Source organism: Paenibacillus sp. BIHB 4019 (genome assembly GCF_002741035.1).
Taxonomy (GTDB): domain Bacteria; phylum Bacillota; class Bacilli; order Paenibacillales; family Paenibacillaceae; genus Pristimantibacillus.
Map to the genome: position 1 here is coordinate 4465201 of NZ_CP016808.1, position 15564 is coordinate 4480764.

At 50.1% G+C, this 15564-nt stretch carries 12 protein-coding genes; 10 read left to right on the plus strand and 2 right to left on the minus strand.

The window, feature by feature from the left end; all coding sequences use genetic code 11:
• The first annotated feature begins 102 nt into the window (after nucleotides 1-102).
• The 6 genes from BBD42_RS19365 (at nucleotide 103) to BBD42_RS19390 (ending at nucleotide 7055) form a co-directional block, all read left to right on the plus strand.
• Nucleotides 103-1044 carry an ABC transporter permease gene (locus BBD42_RS19365; protein ID WP_099519496.1) on the plus strand — a complete coding sequence of 314 codons (942 nt, stop codon included), beginning with the start codon at nucleotides 103-105 and terminating at the stop codon, nucleotides 1042-1044.
• Nucleotides 1037-2056, plus strand: a complete 1020-nt coding sequence (gene opp3C / locus BBD42_RS19370; protein ID WP_099519497.1) for an oligopeptide ABC transporter permease — start codon at nucleotides 1037-1039, stop codon at nucleotides 2054-2056. The genes BBD42_RS19365 and opp3C overlap by 8 nt, the downstream gene beginning before the upstream one ends.
• A 12-nt stretch (nucleotides 2057-2068) precedes the next feature.
• The gene (locus BBD42_RS19375; protein ID WP_099519498.1) at nucleotides 2069-3172 is read left to right on the plus strand and encodes an ABC transporter ATP-binding protein; all 1104 of its coding nucleotides are present in this window, start codon (nucleotides 2069-2071) and stop codon (nucleotides 3170-3172) included.
• Entirely contained in the window at nucleotides 3136-4062 is a 927-nt protein-coding gene (locus tag BBD42_RS19380; RefSeq protein ID WP_099519499.1) for an ABC transporter ATP-binding protein, read from the plus strand. Before BBD42_RS19375 ends, BBD42_RS19380 begins: the two co-directional genes overlap by 37 nt.
• A gap of 270 nt (nucleotides 4063-4332) precedes the next feature.
• Complete coding sequence (locus BBD42_RS19385) at nucleotides 4333-5970, plus strand: AraC family transcriptional regulator (protein ID WP_099519500.1); 1638 nt, start codon at nucleotides 4333-4335, stop codon at nucleotides 5968-5970.
• A gap of 134 nt (nucleotides 5971-6104) precedes the next feature.
• Complete coding sequence (locus tag BBD42_RS19390; protein ID WP_099519501.1) at nucleotides 6105-7055, plus strand: ABC transporter substrate-binding protein; 951 nt, start codon at nucleotides 6105-6107, stop codon at nucleotides 7053-7055.
• A gap of 112 nt (nucleotides 7056-7167) precedes the next feature.
• Here the strand turns inward: BBD42_RS19390 and BBD42_RS19395 are convergent, their stop codons facing one another.
• Together BBD42_RS19395 and BBD42_RS19400 are read right to left on the minus strand one after the other, a co-directional pair.
• The gene (locus BBD42_RS19395; protein ID WP_099519502.1) at nucleotides 7168-8961 is read right to left on the minus strand and encodes an IucA/IucC family protein; all 1794 of its coding nucleotides are present in this window, start codon (nucleotides 8959-8961) and stop codon (nucleotides 7168-7170) included.
• A gap of 28 nt (nucleotides 8962-8989) precedes the next feature.
• Nucleotides 8990-10219: an MFS transporter gene (locus BBD42_RS19400; RefSeq protein ID WP_099519503.1), complete on the minus strand. Its 1230-nt coding sequence runs from the start codon at nucleotides 10217-10219 to the stop codon at nucleotides 8990-8992.
• A 233-nt stretch (nucleotides 10220-10452) separates the two neighbouring features.
• On the opposite strand from BBD42_RS19400, the gene sbnA reads away from it, so the two are divergent.
• Genes sbnA through BBD42_RS19420 form a run of 4 tightly spaced genes read left to right on the plus strand, consistent with a single transcriptional unit; the run spans nucleotide 10453 to nucleotide 15561 of the window.
• Nucleotides 10453-11490 carry a 2,3-diaminopropionate biosynthesis protein SbnA gene (gene sbnA / locus BBD42_RS19405; RefSeq protein ID WP_099519504.1) on the plus strand — a complete coding sequence of 346 codons (1038 nt, stop codon included), beginning with the start codon at nucleotides 10453-10455 and terminating at the stop codon, nucleotides 11488-11490.
• Nucleotides 11487-12506 carry a 2,3-diaminopropionate biosynthesis protein SbnB gene (gene sbnB / locus BBD42_RS19410; RefSeq protein WP_099519505.1) on the plus strand — a complete coding sequence of 340 codons (1020 nt, stop codon included), beginning with the start codon at nucleotides 11487-11489 and terminating at the stop codon, nucleotides 12504-12506. The genes sbnA and sbnB overlap by 4 nt, the downstream gene beginning before the upstream one ends.
• Nucleotides 12507-12529: 23 nt before the next feature.
• The gene (locus tag BBD42_RS19415) at nucleotides 12530-13747 is read left to right on the plus strand and encodes a type III PLP-dependent enzyme (RefSeq protein WP_099521697.1); all 1218 of its coding nucleotides are present in this window, start codon (nucleotides 12530-12532) and stop codon (nucleotides 13745-13747) included.
• On the plus strand, nucleotides 13744-15561 hold the full coding sequence (locus tag BBD42_RS19420) for an IucA/IucC family protein (RefSeq protein WP_099519506.1): 1818 nt from the start codon (nucleotides 13744-13746) through the stop codon (nucleotides 15559-15561). The genes BBD42_RS19415 and BBD42_RS19420 overlap by 4 nt, the downstream gene beginning before the upstream one ends.
• Nucleotides 15562-15564 lie beyond the last annotated feature (3 nt).

Sequence of the window (15564 nt, forward strand, 5' to 3'; positions counted from 1 at the left end):
TTAATAAGTTTTGCGCTTATAATGGGCTTGCATTTTATCGCGAAATGATAGCTTTGCCGCCAGAGGACGGCGACATCCGTTTACGCTTGAGAGGTGAAACGATTGAGAAACTATGTGTTAAAAAGATTAGGCTTAGCCGTTGTGACGCTGCTCGTTATTTTGCTGGCTCTCTTCCTTATGCTGGAGCTTATGCCGGGCTCGCCATTTAACGATGAGAAAATTACCCAGGCGCAGCGGGCGGTGCTGGATGCCAAATATGGCCTTGACCAGCCCGTGTTTAATCGCTTCGTCCATTATATTAAAGCGATGCTGAGCGGTGATTTCGGCGTTTCCTATGTCATTCAGAAAAATATGCCGATTTCCGCCATGCTGGAGGCGCGCCTGCCCGTATCCATCCAAATCGGGTTTCAGGCCGTTCTGCTGGGAACGGTGATTGGATTGCTTCTCGGCATTATAGCCGCCCTTAAGCACAATAGCATTGCCGACAGCTTGACAACTTTTGTATCAGTCATTGGTGTCAGTTTTCCCTCTTATGTATTTGCCCTCGCCCTGTCGTATTTTTTGGGATGGAAGCTCAAGTGGTTTCCGCTCTTGTATAGCTCTGCATCACCGTTTGTGTCTACCGTGCTGCCAACGATCGCCCTTTCGATGTTTACGATTGCGACCGTTGCCCGTTTTACTCGCTCTGAAATGATCGAAGTGCTTAGCTCAGAATACATACGGCTATCGGAGAGCAAAGGAGTGGGTAGCGCGAGGCTGATTATCGTTCATGCGCTGCGTAATGCGCTCATTCCCATTATTACGGTGCTGGCGCCGCTCGTTGTCGCTTTAATGACCGGCAGTCTCGTTATTGAGCAGATTTTCGCCATTCCCGGCATCGGCAGCTTGCTCGTGACGGCGATTCAAATCAATGACTACAACGTCATCATCGCCGTATCCTTCCTTTACAGCATAATGTTTATTGCAATTATGCTGGCTGTAGATATTTTATATGGCGTTATCGATCCGCGCATTCGTTTGGCTAAGGGGGAGAAGCATGGGTAATCCGGTTCAAGCTTATACAGGTACAGGTGGCGACTTCGAACTTGCTGGCAATAGCGAGCGCGCGCAAATCGATCATACTTATACGAGCCAGTCGTATGGGAGGGACGCTTTTCTGCGTTTTAAGGCGAATAAAGGTGCGGTTTTTGGCCTTGTCATTATTATTATCATTTCTTTTTTCGCCGCCTTTGGGCCGATGATGAATGAGCACACATATAAATCAATCCATATTAAGCATAAAAGCTTGCCCCCGCGCATTGAAGGGTTAGAGCACTTTTTTATTTTTAATGGGGTAGCCAATGGAATTAATGCTTATGAGCAAAAAGGGCTGACCGACGTCTATTATATTTTCGGCACCGATACGCTGGGGCGGGATTTATGGACCCGTACCTGGGAGGGAACGCGCATTTCCTTATACATTGCGGTAATTGCCGTTGCAGTAGATATGATTATTGGCATGTGCTATGGCCTTGTTTCCGGTTACTTCGGCCGTTCGGTTGACAATGCCATGCAGCGATTTATTGAAATTTTAAGTGGCATCCCGAATTTGGTCATAGTGACGCTGCTCATTGTCGTGCTGAAGCCGGGGTTTGTAACGATAACGCTCGCCTTAATGATTACAGGCTGGATTGGGATGAGCCGGGTAGCGAGGGCGCAAATTTTAAAGCTGAAGGAACAGGAGTTTGTGCTGGCGTCCCGAACGCTTGGGGCGGGTCATTTCCGGATTATTTTCAAAGATATTTTACCGAATATTTTTGGGCAGATCATTATTATGTCGATGTTTTCAGTTCCTAGCGCGATCTTTACTGAAGCTTTTCTGGCTTTTATCGGTCTGGGCATTCCTCAGCCCATGGCCTCGTTAGGCTCGCTGATTAGTGAAAGCTTCAAATCGATGACGATTTATCCGTATATGATTGTCGCTCCGGTCCTTGTGCTGGCGCTGCTGATGCTGAGCTTCAATCTGCTCGCAGACGGGCTGCGCGATGCGCTTGATCCGAAAATGAAAGAAAGCTAGGAGGGGAAGCAGATGAGCGAAACGGTGCTTTCAATCCGTAATTTATCGATCTCGTTTGAAACGGCAAGCGGGCTCGTAAATGCCATACGCGGAGTGGATCTGGAATTGCGCAAAGGGGAAACGGTCGCGATTGTCGGGGAATCCGGCAGCGGAAAGTCCGTTACAGTAAAGGCAATCATGCGAATCTTGAGCAGCAATGGCCGAATTAATGCCGGCTCAATCCTATTCCACTATGAGGATAAAGGCAAGCGGGTGACGCAGGATCTGCTTAAACTGTCGCAAAAGGAAATGCGCTCGCAAATCAATGGCCGGCGAATCGCCATGGTGTTTCAAGATCCGATGACGTCGCTGAATCCGACGATGACCGTTGGCAATCAAATTATGGAAAGCATGATCATCCATTTGAAAAAAAACCGCTCCGAAGCGCGCAAGCGGGCGCTGGAATTGCTGTATCTCGTTGGCATAAGCGATCCTGAGAAGCGGATGAAATGCTACCCGCATCAGCTGTCCGGCGGCATGCGCCAGCGTGTCGTCATAGCGATTATGCTCGCCTGCGACCCGGAGGTGCTCATTTGCGATGAGCCAACGACGGCGCTTGATGTGACGATTCAGGCTAAAATTTTAGAGCTGATAAAAACGATACAAGCGAAAACAGGCATTTCGGTCATCTATATTACGCATGATTTAGGCGTCGTTGCGAAGGTTGCGGATTATGTGACGGTCATGTACGCGGGAAAAATGATTGAGCGGGGGACGGTGGAAGAAATTTTTTACGATCCTCGCCACCCATATACATGGGGGCTGCTTTCCTCAATGCCGGACATGGGCTCGCCGAATGAAAAGCTGTACACGATTCCCGGCAGTCCGCCGAATTTGCTTCATCCCATTACTGGGGATGCCTTCGCGCCGCGGAACGTCCATGCGCTAAACATTGATTTCAAGCTGGAGCCGCCCATGTTTAAAGTGACGGACACGCATTATGCGGCGACCTGGCTGCTGCATGAGAATGCGCCGAAGATCGAAATGTCAGAGACGCTGAAAGCGAGATTGGGCAAGGCGGCGAAGGAGGCGGGAAGCGAGTGGGAAGAAAAACCATCTTACGAGTTGCTGATCTGAAGCAGCATTTTAGAGTAAGCAAGCATTATACAGTGAAGGCGGTAAACGGGGTTTCCTTTGACATCCATGAAGGGGAAACTTACGGGCTTGTAGGAGAGTCGGGCAGCGGCAAGTCGACGATCGGGCGAACGATTATTCGGCTGTATGAGCCGGCAGCGGGCATGATTTCTTTTCAAGGTGCGGATATTTCCGGGACGCTTAGGGAGAAGGAGCATACGCTGCTGCGCACCAAGATGCAGATGATTTTTCAAGATCCGATGGCCTCGCTTAATCCGCGAAAAAAAGTAATCGACATTATTGCGCAGGGGCTGGACATTCATAAGCTGTACCGAACGAAGCAGGAGCGCCAAGAGAAGGTAGAGCGCATACTCGAAAAAGTAGGGCTGTCGCGCGAGCATGCGAACCGTTATCCGCACCAGTTTTCGGGCGGACAGCGGCAGCGCATAGGCATAGCCCGGGCGCTTATTATGGAGCCGGGACTTATTATCGCCGATGAGGCGATCAGTGCGCTTGATGTGTCGATTCAGGCGCAGGTTGTGAATTTGCTTAAGAGCATTCAGGAGGAAACGAGCACGGCCTTTTTGTTCATTTCCCATGATTTATCGATGGTCAGATACATTTCTGATCGAATCGGTGTGCTGCATTTAGGCTATTTAGTCGAGACGGGAACGACGAAGGATATTTTCGAGCGCCCCGTGCATCCGTATACGAAGTCGTTGTTGTCGGCGATTCCCCATGCTAATCCGTTGAAGGAAAAAACGAGAGTCACCCTCTCCTACGAATATGCAAGCAGCGGAATCGATTATGAGAGAGGAACGGAGCAGGCCGTTTCGGCGACTCACAGCGTGCTTGCTACCGAGGAGGAGTTTTCGTTGTGGACCGGCAGATAAATGAAAACAAATGGCATGCGATAAAAGGGTCCTTCTTTGTTCGTTATTATTGATGGGCGGCAGGCTGTCTTCGTCTCCGGCTGAAGCCTTCAAGCTTTCTGAGCTAAGGGGATAATGGCTCAAAGCGCTGCGAAACATGTGATTATGCCGGAAGGGAGAATGGGGGTTGTCTCTTGAACAACGCCCTCATTTCCATTACAATAGAAATGGCCTTATTGATAATGGTTATCAATTAAAGAAAGGCGAATTTTATGTTGGGAGGCAGCAGCGATGATTAGCAAGAAGGAAGCCCATCCCTTTTTTCATCAAACCTTAGTTGAAATCAAGCAGGCCGATATTTTGGAGAGCCCTGAAGATTGGCAGCAGGAAGCTTATCCAATCAAAAGCCACACCCTCATATACGTTGTAAAAGGGAAGGGAGAGCTGCAGCTCAATCACCGGCCCTCCCAGTTCAGCCCCAAAACAGCATTTATGCTGCTGCCAGGAACGGTTGTGAAATGGAAAGTCGAGCCGGATCGGCCCCTTTTATTATTCCGGCTGGCTTTCCATTTGTTTCGGATGGGAGATCGAAGCAGCAAGCAGCTGACCTTCGACAAAGAGCTGGAGTTTCCCGTAACGGGAAAGCTGGCTATTGCCCATACTGCCGCCATGTCCCGGCTGTGCAAGCAACTGGCAGCTTGTGATTATGCAGCGCCGAGTGTTGATCCTCTGCGCTATCAGCAGCACATGCATAAGTTATTTGCCTTGCTAGTTGGCAGCGTTCCAGCGTATGCTGAGCATGCTGATGATCCGATTCAGCGCACGCTCCATTACATGGAGCGTCAATATGCGACGGGCGTTACGCTGCAGGAACTGGCACAGGTCGCCCAAATGCACCCGACTTATTACTCTGCTCAGTTCAAACTCAGGCTTGGCAAAAGCCCGATAGAATATTTGAATCAGCTGCGGATGAACCGCGCTAGGGAGCTTATGCTCACCACGCCTGAAAAAATGCGAAATATAGCCCGCTTGACCGGATTCAGCGATGAATTTTATTTCAGCCGCCGATTTAAGGCAAGCTACGGCAGCTCTCCTACTGTGTATATGAAGAAGCATCCGCCATTAAAAGTATCCTCCCTTTCTTCCCCGTACACCGAAAACTTGCTCGTGTTAGGTATTAATCCCTGTGAAAAGGATAGTAATGGCGAGCTGCTTTCGGAGAAAAAATGGCTTTCCGCCAAAACAGACGGCATGGCGAGCTGGGAATATAAACGGCGAAGCCTGCTCAGCAGCAAGCCGGATGTCATTTTATGCAAGGAGCACATTTTAAACGAGACGCGAATGTATATGGGGGATATTGCGCCTATTATTACGGTACCTTGGCTTAGTCTGGATTGCTTTGATCATATGCGGGCAATCGCTAAATTGACGGATAGGGAAAGCCATGCCCAGCATTGGATGGAGCAGCATGAAGCGAGGGAGGCGCAGGCGTTAAAGCAAGTGGAGCAGAAAATCGGCCGCAGTTCGGCTGCTATTTGTGTTATTGCCGGTCATAAAATCAAAATGTATGGCGGGCGCAACATTGGCCATGTGTTTTATCGCTCCTTGCGGCTGGAGCCGCCGGAGCAAATCCGCCGGGAAATGAACAAGCATGATGCGGGCACTATTTTTAACTGGCTGGAGGTGCCGGCAGAGCAATTTGGACAATATGAAGCGGATTATTTATTTGTTCTGATTGAACCAAAGGCTGGGGCGCTAAATAAGCTGGCGGAATTGCAGGCAACGGAAGGGTGGCAGCGGCATCGGGCTGTCAGAAAAAATAATGTGTTTATGCTGGATTGGTCCCGTTGGATTGGCTATTCGCCTTTTTCGATCACCAAGCAGCTTGACGATGCGGTTGCCCTGCTTACTGCTCCGCGCTATGGCTGAGAAAGTACAAGGCTAAAAATCATAAAATATGCTATGGAGCATCGCCGTATAGCTATCTATAATTCAATTGAAGATGATGATGATAATCGTTATCAAAAAAAATGGGCAGGTATAATCCATAGGAGGAACACAGCATGAGCAAGTTTCATCGCATATTTATTTTAATGCTGCTTGTTATCGTTACAGCTTGCGGCGGCAATGCAGGAACACAGCCGGAAGGGGCGGCAGCGGATGGGGCAGCGACTGCAAGCAGCTCGCCAGCAGCGGCAGTAGACACAAATTCAGCAGGCGATAAACGCATTGTATCGCTGTCGATTTTGCATACGAGCAATTTATTGGCGTTAGGCATTCAGCCTTATGGTGCCGTTACGCAAGCAGGGAAGGATTTTCTGCCTCATGCAGCCCCATTGCTGGAAGGAACGGTGAATTTGGGAAATTCGCAAGAGCCGAATTTGGAGGCCATTGTGGATGCTGCTCCCGATCTCATTATCGGGCAGGATGAGCTTTTGAAAGGGAATCGGGCAGAATTGGAGAAAATAGCTCCGGTTTATTCGCTTCCGGCATTTGGCGAAATGACTTGGCGCGAACAACTGCTTGAGCTTGGCAAAGAGACAGGACGCGAACAAGAGGCGCATCAATTCATGACGGATTACGATGAGAAGCTGGCAAAGGTGAAGGCAAACGTTAAGCAAGCGATTGGCGAGGATACGGTATTGGTCATTCGGGTTATGGCAAAGGAAATCAGGCTGTATGGACTTGACCGCAGTTACGGTTCGCTGCTATATGAGGATTTGGGCTTGAATCCGGTTGCTGGACTTGAGAAATTCCCGGAAGGCCCGCAGGCGATTTCCCGAGAAGTGCTGCCCGAATATGATGCGGATCGCATATTGCTGGAAGTAGCGAAAGCAGATGAGGCGCAGGCGCTTTATGCAGAGCTCCAAAACAGCGCGATTTGGAACAATATGAAAGCTGTGAAAAATGGACATATTTATATGATTGAGCAGCAGCCTTGGCTGGATTATTCGGCATTAGGCATGCTGAAATCGCTGGAGCTTGCGGATTCTCTCCTAACCTCCAAAGAATAAGCACATCATTGAATAAAGCGCATTATCATTAAAAAGAGCCTGTTCTCCTGTCATGATCTAAAATGACTGCGGGAACAGGCTTTTTGGTGCTTAAACGGGAATTGAGCTGTTCTTATGATTCATCTCTGCGCATTGGATTTGGTATTTCCACATATAAGGGTGTTTCGCCGCGCTGATGAAAACGGCTGAGCAGATTTGCCTTTGCCGGGAGCGTAGCGCTGGTTAATAAATCTTGAATAAGATTGTGCAAAAGCGCATGGGAGGATGTTTGCTTGATTTCTTGCAGCATGTCGCTCGCGATCGCCCAGTACACCTGCTCTTCCTGCCCGCTATAATACGAAATTCGTGCAATTAGATGGGAGAGATGGTTAACGAAAAAATAATATTTTAAGCGATGGCGTGCTTGCTCCTCGGAATAGAGGACAGGGCTGTCCTCCCGCAGCAAGGTGTTAATCCAGCCCCGCTGCTCGGCGATTTCCATGTTAATGCTAATACCCTCAAGATCTCTGACATAAAAAGTGCCGGGCATGCCTTGGTGCAAGCGCAGCATCGCATTTTGCACATGCGCTTCCAGGCTTATGCCTGTTTCCGCGTATAAATGCAGCAGCGGCTTCATCGACAGGTGCAAATATTGGCGCAGCCAATTTGTCCAGTCGGGCAGCTTCGGATATAGCGCTTGGCGCACAGCTCGGAATAGCAGCGGCTCGCTATGTCCGGGAGGGACTTCGAGCAAGGACGCGATGACAAATGGCGGCTCCTCGGCAGAAGTGCATTCTTCCGGCGCCTCGCGCACAATCATAGAAAAAGCAGACATTAACTCCTCGTTCAAGCTTTGCCCGGCTTCAGGTATACGCAGCGTGCGGTAACCTTCCTCTAGCAAAAGCTTAAATGACTCCGTCGTATACTCCTTCCGAATAGCATCAATCGCTCTTGAGGCGTCAAGCGTTCGCAGCAGCTGTTCGGGCGTATTCTCACGAATGAAATTCGTAATCCGAATGTGCAGCGACAGCTTGTAAAAGCAAGCTTGCTCCGGGTTCCATACCGTTCGCACAGATGAGGTTGGGTATACGAGTGGCCCGGTATCCCCTAAATCTACAAGCAGCCCTTGCTCCAGCAATTTTTGCACAGGCGCAAGGCTGCGTACATATTCTGCCTGCCAAGGATGGCAAGGCAGAAGCCTATAATCGCCGCTCGCCGCGCCAAGCTTCGCTTCGGCTGCCGCTTTCATCGCAGGCGGAATCCACGCGAAGTGCTCCTCATTCGATTGTTCGCCAAGCCAATCCTCCGCAATATATTCAGCTGCCGCAGCAAAGCAGTGAAGCGTGAAGGCAGCGCCGAATTCCGGCGAATAAGCCTGTGAATCGCTGTCCGAAAAGCCTTGCAGGCTTTTTGGAGTCGGATGAAAGGGATGTCCGCAAAGCAGCGCCTGCTCCAAATAGCGGAAATCAAGGAGCCGCTCCCCTTGTTCGCGCTCTTGCTCAGCGGCAAAAGCCAAATAGTGATTTAAACGCTGCTGGCTGTTATGAATAAGGGCTTCCAGCTCCGCCCGTTTTTGCGATTTAGACGATGAGTCTGCCTGGGCGAAGCAAATTTCATCCAGCACGAGCTGAATCACTTCGGCGAACGAGTTTTTTTTCCACTGCTGTGCATCCTTTGTATAAAAATGCTCCCCAAACACATGATGGCCGCCCGCAGACAAATGCAGAACAGTTCCGTAGATTCCAAGCTTCGTGTGTGGGAGCCAAATGACTTTCGTTATTTCAGGATGAAAAAAGGAAACATCGCTAGGCTCGAATTGCCCTGATTCGCGAAGATAGGCATTTAACAAGCGGGTGATGCTTTCTTTTTCCGAGAGCTGAACGGATGGGCTAGATAAAGGATCTTGGTTAATTTGGGCTTGCGGCATGTTGGATTAGCTCCTTTCAAACGCTAATTTATTGGGCGGAAAAATGTTTTTGCTGCCGAATATGGGCAGCGGGAAACCAGACAAGCATAGAGGCGAGCAGCATGAAGCCTCCCATCACCAAAAAGACAGAGGACAGGCCTAGCTGAGCGCCAATAAAGACACCGATGGTTGGCCCGGAAATTTGGCCCGCCATGAGGAGGCTGTTTGTTGCCCCGATTTTAACGCCTCTGTCATGGTCGGATGAGGTTTTGAGGACAGACAGCATGACGGTTTGCAATAATGCACTGTAAAAAAAGCCTTGCAGAAAACGGACAATAAAAAGCCAGATCAAGCCAAAAGGCAGCGTCTGGGCGATGATGCAAAGGGCGCATAATAGCCCGGCTGCGGTGAAATTGCGTGCGGGCTGATGGTTATCATTTCTTTTCCCCCACCATGGGCCGCCTATTAATTCTCCAGCAGAGGAAGCGGCAATAAGTACGCCTACCGCCGTCGCTGCTTTAGCAGGCGAATCAAGCAGCTCCCGCATATACGGCGTGAAAATCGTGAAGGTTGCGAAGTCCGCAAGCTTGAACAATATGCCGGCAGCGATAAAGGAGCGTGCTACAGGGTGCTTCAAAAGCGCAGCAAAAGCAGCGAATATGCCGCTTCGCATAGAGGGGGGGATCGCAGCTTTTGGCTTTTCCTGTGCAGAGCCGGGTAAAACAAAGGCAGCAATGATGGCAAATGAAGCGGTTAAAGAGGCGGTTATGAACAGCAAGGGACCGCTTCCCCATGTATTTACGCAAAGGCCGCCGAGCAAAGGGCCAACGAGCAGTCCTGCCGCGGAAGCGCGTTCCATTTGCCCAAGCGCCAATCCTTGCTTCTTAGGCGGAGCGTGGGTTCCGATGAACGCACTGCTTGCATCGGAGATGCCGCCGAACGCGCCCTGGCATAGCCGAAACAGAAAAAATTGAAACGGCGTTGCGGCAATGGACATCAGGAACATGCTTAACGCCAGCCCTAACAAAGCTCGGACTACCATCCATTTTCGACTCCAGCGGTCGCCGAGCTTGCCCCAGAAAGGAGTAAGCAGCGCATAAGAAACAGCTGGCGCCGACACGGCAAGTCCGGTCCACATGAGTACTTGGGAGGGGCTTCCTGCATGAAGAGACTCCATGTAGTACGGAATAAATGGGCTAATGCCTGTTAATCCTGCGCTGGTAAGGAACCTTCCTCCCCATAATACACGTACACTCCTATTCCAAGATAATTGCTGCATTTTATCCTCACCTGCCTTGTCTAACGTGATAAATAATCAAATACCACCCAAGATTAGCAACAATGATTATCAAAGTCAATAAAATTAAAGAAAAATTATACAAAATAAAAATATATTGACAGGTAAAAAAAGGAATCGCATAATGGAGCCTATGTCGCTATGTGATATTAATAATCATTATCATCCAGGCGTGTAAGCGACATTGAAAACTAGAGGAAAGCTGGTGTTCATGCATGGAACAAAACGCTTTGCAGGTTAAAGAAAGATCGCCGAAAATAGCCAATACGATCATCGATTGTATCGGACGAACGCCATTAGTACGCTTAAATTCGCTGTTTGCTCCCCACGGGGTATCTATCTTCGCCAAGCTAGAGATGATGAACCCAGGCGGCAGCATGAAGGATCGGCCTGCCCGCTACATTATCGAGAAAGGGCTGAGGGAAGGGACGATTCAGGCGAATACCCATCTGATCGAGAGTACGTCGGGCAATTTGGGCATTGGCCTCGCACTCGCTGCAAAGATGTACGGGTTAAAATTCACCTGTGTGGTAGATCCGAAAATTACCTCGACCAATTTGCGAATGATTACTTATCTGGGTGCCCAAATCGACATGGTTAAGGAGCCTGATGAATTTGGAAGCTATTTACAGTCACGAATAAGCAGAGTAAAGGAGCTTGCGAGCCAGGATCGCCATGCTTACTGGATCAATCAATATGCGAATCCGCTTAACTGGGAAGCGCATTATTATGGGGCAGGAGAGGAAATCGTGGAGCAAATGGACAGCCCAATCGATTATTTAGTGTGCGCTGTGAGTACAACTGGCAGTATACTCGGAATTTCTCGCCGCGTAAAGGAGGCATTTCCACGGGCCAAAATTATTGCGGTAGATGCAGTAGGCTCCATTATTTTCGGAACACCGGCTGCTCAGCGTGAGCTGCCTGGCATCGGAGCAAACCGCGTGCCCGAATTATTTGCTTCGCTTGAGGTCGATCAGGTCATCCATGTCAACGATCGCGAATCGGTGCAGGGCTGCCGCAAATTGCTGGAGCGCGAAGGGATTTTTGCTGGTGGATCATCGGGCTCCCTTGTAGCCGCTTTGCAAAAATTGCTTCCGACCTTGCCGCCTTCAGCCAACGTAGTAACCGTGCTGCCAGACCGGGGAGAGCGTTATTTGGATACGGTATACGATGAGCGATGGGTACAGCAGCTGCCGCTTGGCAATGATTCAGCAGAGCAAAACCAATACGAGCAAGGAGTGGTTAAAAAATGAATCAGGTACAGGAGCATGAAATTTTATATTTGAGCAAGCAGCATATTGTGGAGCTTGGCGGAATGCATTCAGCGCCATATGTCGCAGCGGTAACCCGGGCGTTTGAGCTTCATGCCAAGGGAGAATTTATGCAGCCGCTAAAACCGTATTTGCGGGTGAACGGGGATGCAGGCCATATTGCCGATCGTATCATCGCTATGCCGGCTTATGTCGGCGGCGAGGTTGCCGTAAGTGGACTGAAATGGATTGGCAGCAAGCACGACAATCCGGCAAAGCGCAATAAGGAGCGGGCAAGCGCACTCATTATTTTGAATGATCCCGAGTCCAATTATCCGATTGCCGTCATGGAGGGAAGTCTCATAAGCGGCATGCGTACAGCAGCGGTGACCGTCATTGGGGCAAAGCATTTAGCCAAAAAAGATTTTGGTGCGGTTTCGGTCATTGGCTGCGGCGTCATCGCGAAGATGCAGATCACCTCTTTGGTCGAGCAATTTGCGGCCATTCATACCGTTCGACTATTCGACTTGAACCGAGAAAATGCCTTGCGGCTAGTCGAAGAGCTGCGGGAGCAGTTCAAGCAGGTTGAGTTCAAGGTAGTGGAATCGGCGGAGCAAGCGGTTAGGCAGGCGGAAGTGCTCGTCACAGCGACAGTAGCCTCAGCGCCGTATATTCCGTATGAATGGCTGAGCAAAGGGACGTTCATCAGCAATATCTCGATTATGGATGTGCATAAGGACGTATTCGTTCATGCAGATAAAGTCGTTGTCGACGATTGGGATCAATCCAACCGCGAGAAAAAAACGATTAACCAGCTTGTGCTGGAGGGCAAGTTTTCGCGTGAGCAGCTGCACGCTGAGATGGGTGAAATCGTAATCGGCAGCAAGCCGGGGCGTGAAAACGATGACGAAATTATTTTGCTCAATCCGATGGGAATGGCGGTTGAAGATATTTCAAGCGCGGCAGAAATTTATGCGCAGGCTGTGAAGAAAGGGATAGGTACGCGTCTATGTCTGTAACTACAAGCGGCGTACGTTCAGAAATGCAGAACATCGTTCCTTATATTCAAAAGCTGAAGGCCGAGCAGCCTGGACTATTATGTGCCTATGTGCGTGATATGGATGCGTTGCGCAGCCATGTGGGGGTGCGGGTGCAATCGCTGCCCCGGCGCTGCAAGCTATTTTATGCGATTAAAGCCAATTCGGAGCGCGAGGTGCTTGCTGCCCTCGCTGAAATTGTGCACGGCTTTGAGGTCGCATCGCTAGGTGAAATCAGAAAAGTGCGTGAAATATCTTCAGATATTCCGATTTTATTCGGCGGACCTGGAAAGACGGAAGAAGAACTGGAAGGCGCAATCGAATACGGTGTCAGTCTCATCCATGTGGAGAGCGGGCATGAGCTGAATAAGCTGAATGCGATTGCTGAAAGGCGCGGCATTGTAGCACCGGTTCTGCTGCGCATTAATTTGCGGGGCCCGCTTCCGCAAGCGACGCTGGCCATGGGCGGAAAGCCAACTCAGTTCGGCATTGACGAGGAGTCGCTGCCGGAGGTAATGGGGCAATTGCAGAAGCTGCGGCATGTCCGCGTGGAAGGGTTCCATTTTCACTCCCTATCGAATAATTTGGATGCCGAGCAGCATGTTCGCCTAGTCGAATATTATTGCGAAATTTCTCGGCAGTGGGCTGCAAAATACGGCTTAACCTTGAACTATATCAATGCTGGCGGCGGCATCGGTGTCAATTATGCGGATTTGGAGCAGCAGTTTGATTGGGATGGGTTCGTCAGCGGCTTAGCGCCAATGCTGGAAAAGGAGCTGCCGCCAACGACTACCATTCTTTTTGAATGCGGGCGTTATCTTACTGCCGCAAGCGGCTATTATGCTGCGGAGGTGCTGGATATTAAGCGGAATCACGGGAAGGATTATGTCATTATTCGTGGAGGCACCCATCATTTTCGGCTTCCGGTTTCCTGGAATCACAGCCATCCGTTTGAGCGGATTGCCATTGAGCATTGGCCGCATTCCTATGAGCGTCCGGCGCTTTATGACGGTTCGGCTACCATAGTCGGCCAGCTATGTACGCCGAAGGATGTGCTGGCACATGAGGTTGAAATAAAAGAGGTACGCGTAGGCGATATTCTGCTGTTTCGTTATGCGGGCGCATATGGCTGGGCGATTTCGCATCATGACTTTTTGAGCCATCCGCATCCTGAGCATAAATATGTCGAAGGCCTGAACTCTCTTTTTGGAGGTGGCGTATGAGCCAGATAGGTTTGACATTGCTGCACTCGAATGAGCGGATTCAAGTAAGAAGGCGAATTTTTCGTCAACTGATAGAGTCGCTGTTGTATGAGCGAATTGTAACCGGGCCCGCTATCGCCTACGGTGCAGAATCAGAATATGAGCTTCACGGAAAGACCGACTCTGGGGAGGAGGTTGCTTATCGGTTTAAAGCTTCCCGTAAAAAAAGCTTTGGCCGCATCCGCTTGTCGGAGGAGCCCGTTGTGCGCTGCACGGCAGGTCGCGCCGCAGAGGCGGATTCTCTGCCTCGCTTTCTGCTGGAAATCGCGCCCGCGATAGGGACGACGGAGACCTTATTGTCTGTCTTTATCGATGAAATTCAGCAAACGCTGCTGAAGGATACGATGGCTGTCCAAAAGCTGCTGGAATTGCAGCAGCATAAGCCAGCCGATTATGACGACTGGGAGAGCTATGTGCAAGCGGGCCATCCGTATCATCCCTGCTATAAATCAAGAATCGGCTTTACGCTGGAAGACAATTTGGCCTATGGACCGGAATTTAAGCCGGAGCTGAAATTGGCTTGGGTGGCCGTGCACCAGGAAGCTGCGAGTTTTTCGATCGCTCGCATGCTTGATATTACTAGCTATATGCAGCATGAGCTTGGAGCCGATTACGCCGCATTCCAAGCGACAATAGAGGCTGCTGGTAAAAACCCCAGCGAGTATGTGCTGCTGCCGGTTCATCCTTGGCAGTGGGAGCGATTCGCGGCGACCGCTTTTTTCGAACAAATGGAGACGCAAGAGATCATTTATTTAGGCTATGGCAGCGATAGCTACGTGCCCCAGCAGTCCATTCGTACCCTCAGCAATCGGGCGGACAAGTCCAAGGCATACGTTAAGCTGCCACTAAGCATTACGAATACATCGTCCGGCCGAATATTGGCTCGGCATACGCTGCTTAATGCAGCGCGCATATCGGATTGGCTTGGCGAAATGGTGGCAAGCGATGCTTTTTTACGCGATGAGCTCAGGCTCATTATGCTGAAGGAGGTGCTGGGTGTTTCTTATCAGCATCAGAAGCTGCCAAACCTGCTTGAGCAAAAGGTCTATGGCGCGCTTGGCGCTATTTGGCGCGAAAGCTTGCATCCGTATTTGGAGCCAGGCGAGGAAGCTCTTCCTTTTGGCGCCTTAAGTTATCTTCAAGCGGACGGGACACCGGTCATCGATGGCTGGATTCAGAAGCATGGCATGGAGCGCTGGGTGAAAAAGCTGCTTAGCGTCTCGGTCGTACCTTTGATTCATTTGCTGTACGCGCATGGAACGGCGCTGGAGTCCCATGCGCAAAATATGATGATTGTACTGGAGCGGGGGCTGCCGACACGTATCGCTTTGAAAGATTTTCACGACGGCATTCGCTATTCGCCTGCCGTTCCCAATCCGCTGGGCTATCCGGACATTATGTATCCTCCATCCAATCATCAACGCGTCAACCGCAATTCATTCATTGCGAAGGAAGAGGTCAAGGAGGTCAAAGACTTTTTGCTCGATGCGTTTATGTTTATTAATTTAACCGAGCTGGCCTTCTTTCTGGAACAGCATTATGGCTTGCCCGAGGAGGCATGGTGGCAAATGACGGCTGAGATTATCGTGGGTTATCAGGAGAAATTCCCAGAGCTTCAGCATCGTTTTGAGCTGTTTGATCTATTTGCTTCTGAAATCGAGGTGGAACAGCTGACGAAACGCCGATTATACGTAGGCCCGAACGATTGCGTTCATAGCGTAAGCAACCCGCTGTATGCGTTCCACCCGAAGCACCGCACATTAGTAGGGGAGTGAGAA

Bases quoted from the DNA above. Each gene is read 5' to 3' on its own strand.
- BBD42_RS19400 (WP_099519503.1), bottom strand. From the start codon at position 10,219: ATGCAGCAATTATCTTGGAATAGGAGTGTACGTGTATTATGGGGAGGA.
- BBD42_RS19390 (WP_099519501.1), top strand. From the start codon at position 6,105: ATGAGCAAGTTTCATCGCATATTTATTTTAATGCTGCTTGTTATCGTT.
- opp3C (WP_099519497.1), top strand. From the start codon at position 1,037: ATGGGTAATCCGGTTCAAGCTTATACAGGTACAGGTGGCGACTTCGAA.
- BBD42_RS19375 (WP_099519498.1), top strand. From the start codon at position 2,069: ATGAGCGAAACGGTGCTTTCAATCCGTAATTTATCGATCTCGTTTGAA.
- sbnA (WP_099519504.1), top strand. From the start codon at position 10,453: ATGGAACAAAACGCTTTGCAGGTTAAAGAAAGATCGCCGAAAATAGCC.
- BBD42_RS19420 (WP_099519506.1), top strand. From the start codon at position 13,744: ATGAGCCAGATAGGTTTGACATTGCTGCACTCGAATGAGCGGATTCAA.
- BBD42_RS19385 (WP_099519500.1), top strand. From the start codon at position 4,333: ATGATTAGCAAGAAGGAAGCCCATCCCTTTTTTCATCAAACCTTAGTT.
- BBD42_RS19415 (WP_099521697.1), top strand. From the start codon at position 12,530: ATGCAGAACATCGTTCCTTATATTCAAAAGCTGAAGGCCGAGCAGCCT.
- sbnB (WP_099519505.1), top strand. From the start codon at position 11,487: ATGAATCAGGTACAGGAGCATGAAATTTTATATTTGAGCAAGCAGCAT.
- BBD42_RS19395 (WP_099519502.1), bottom strand. From the start codon at position 8,961: ATGCCGCAAGCCCAAATTAACCAAGATCCTTTATCTAGCCCATCCGTT.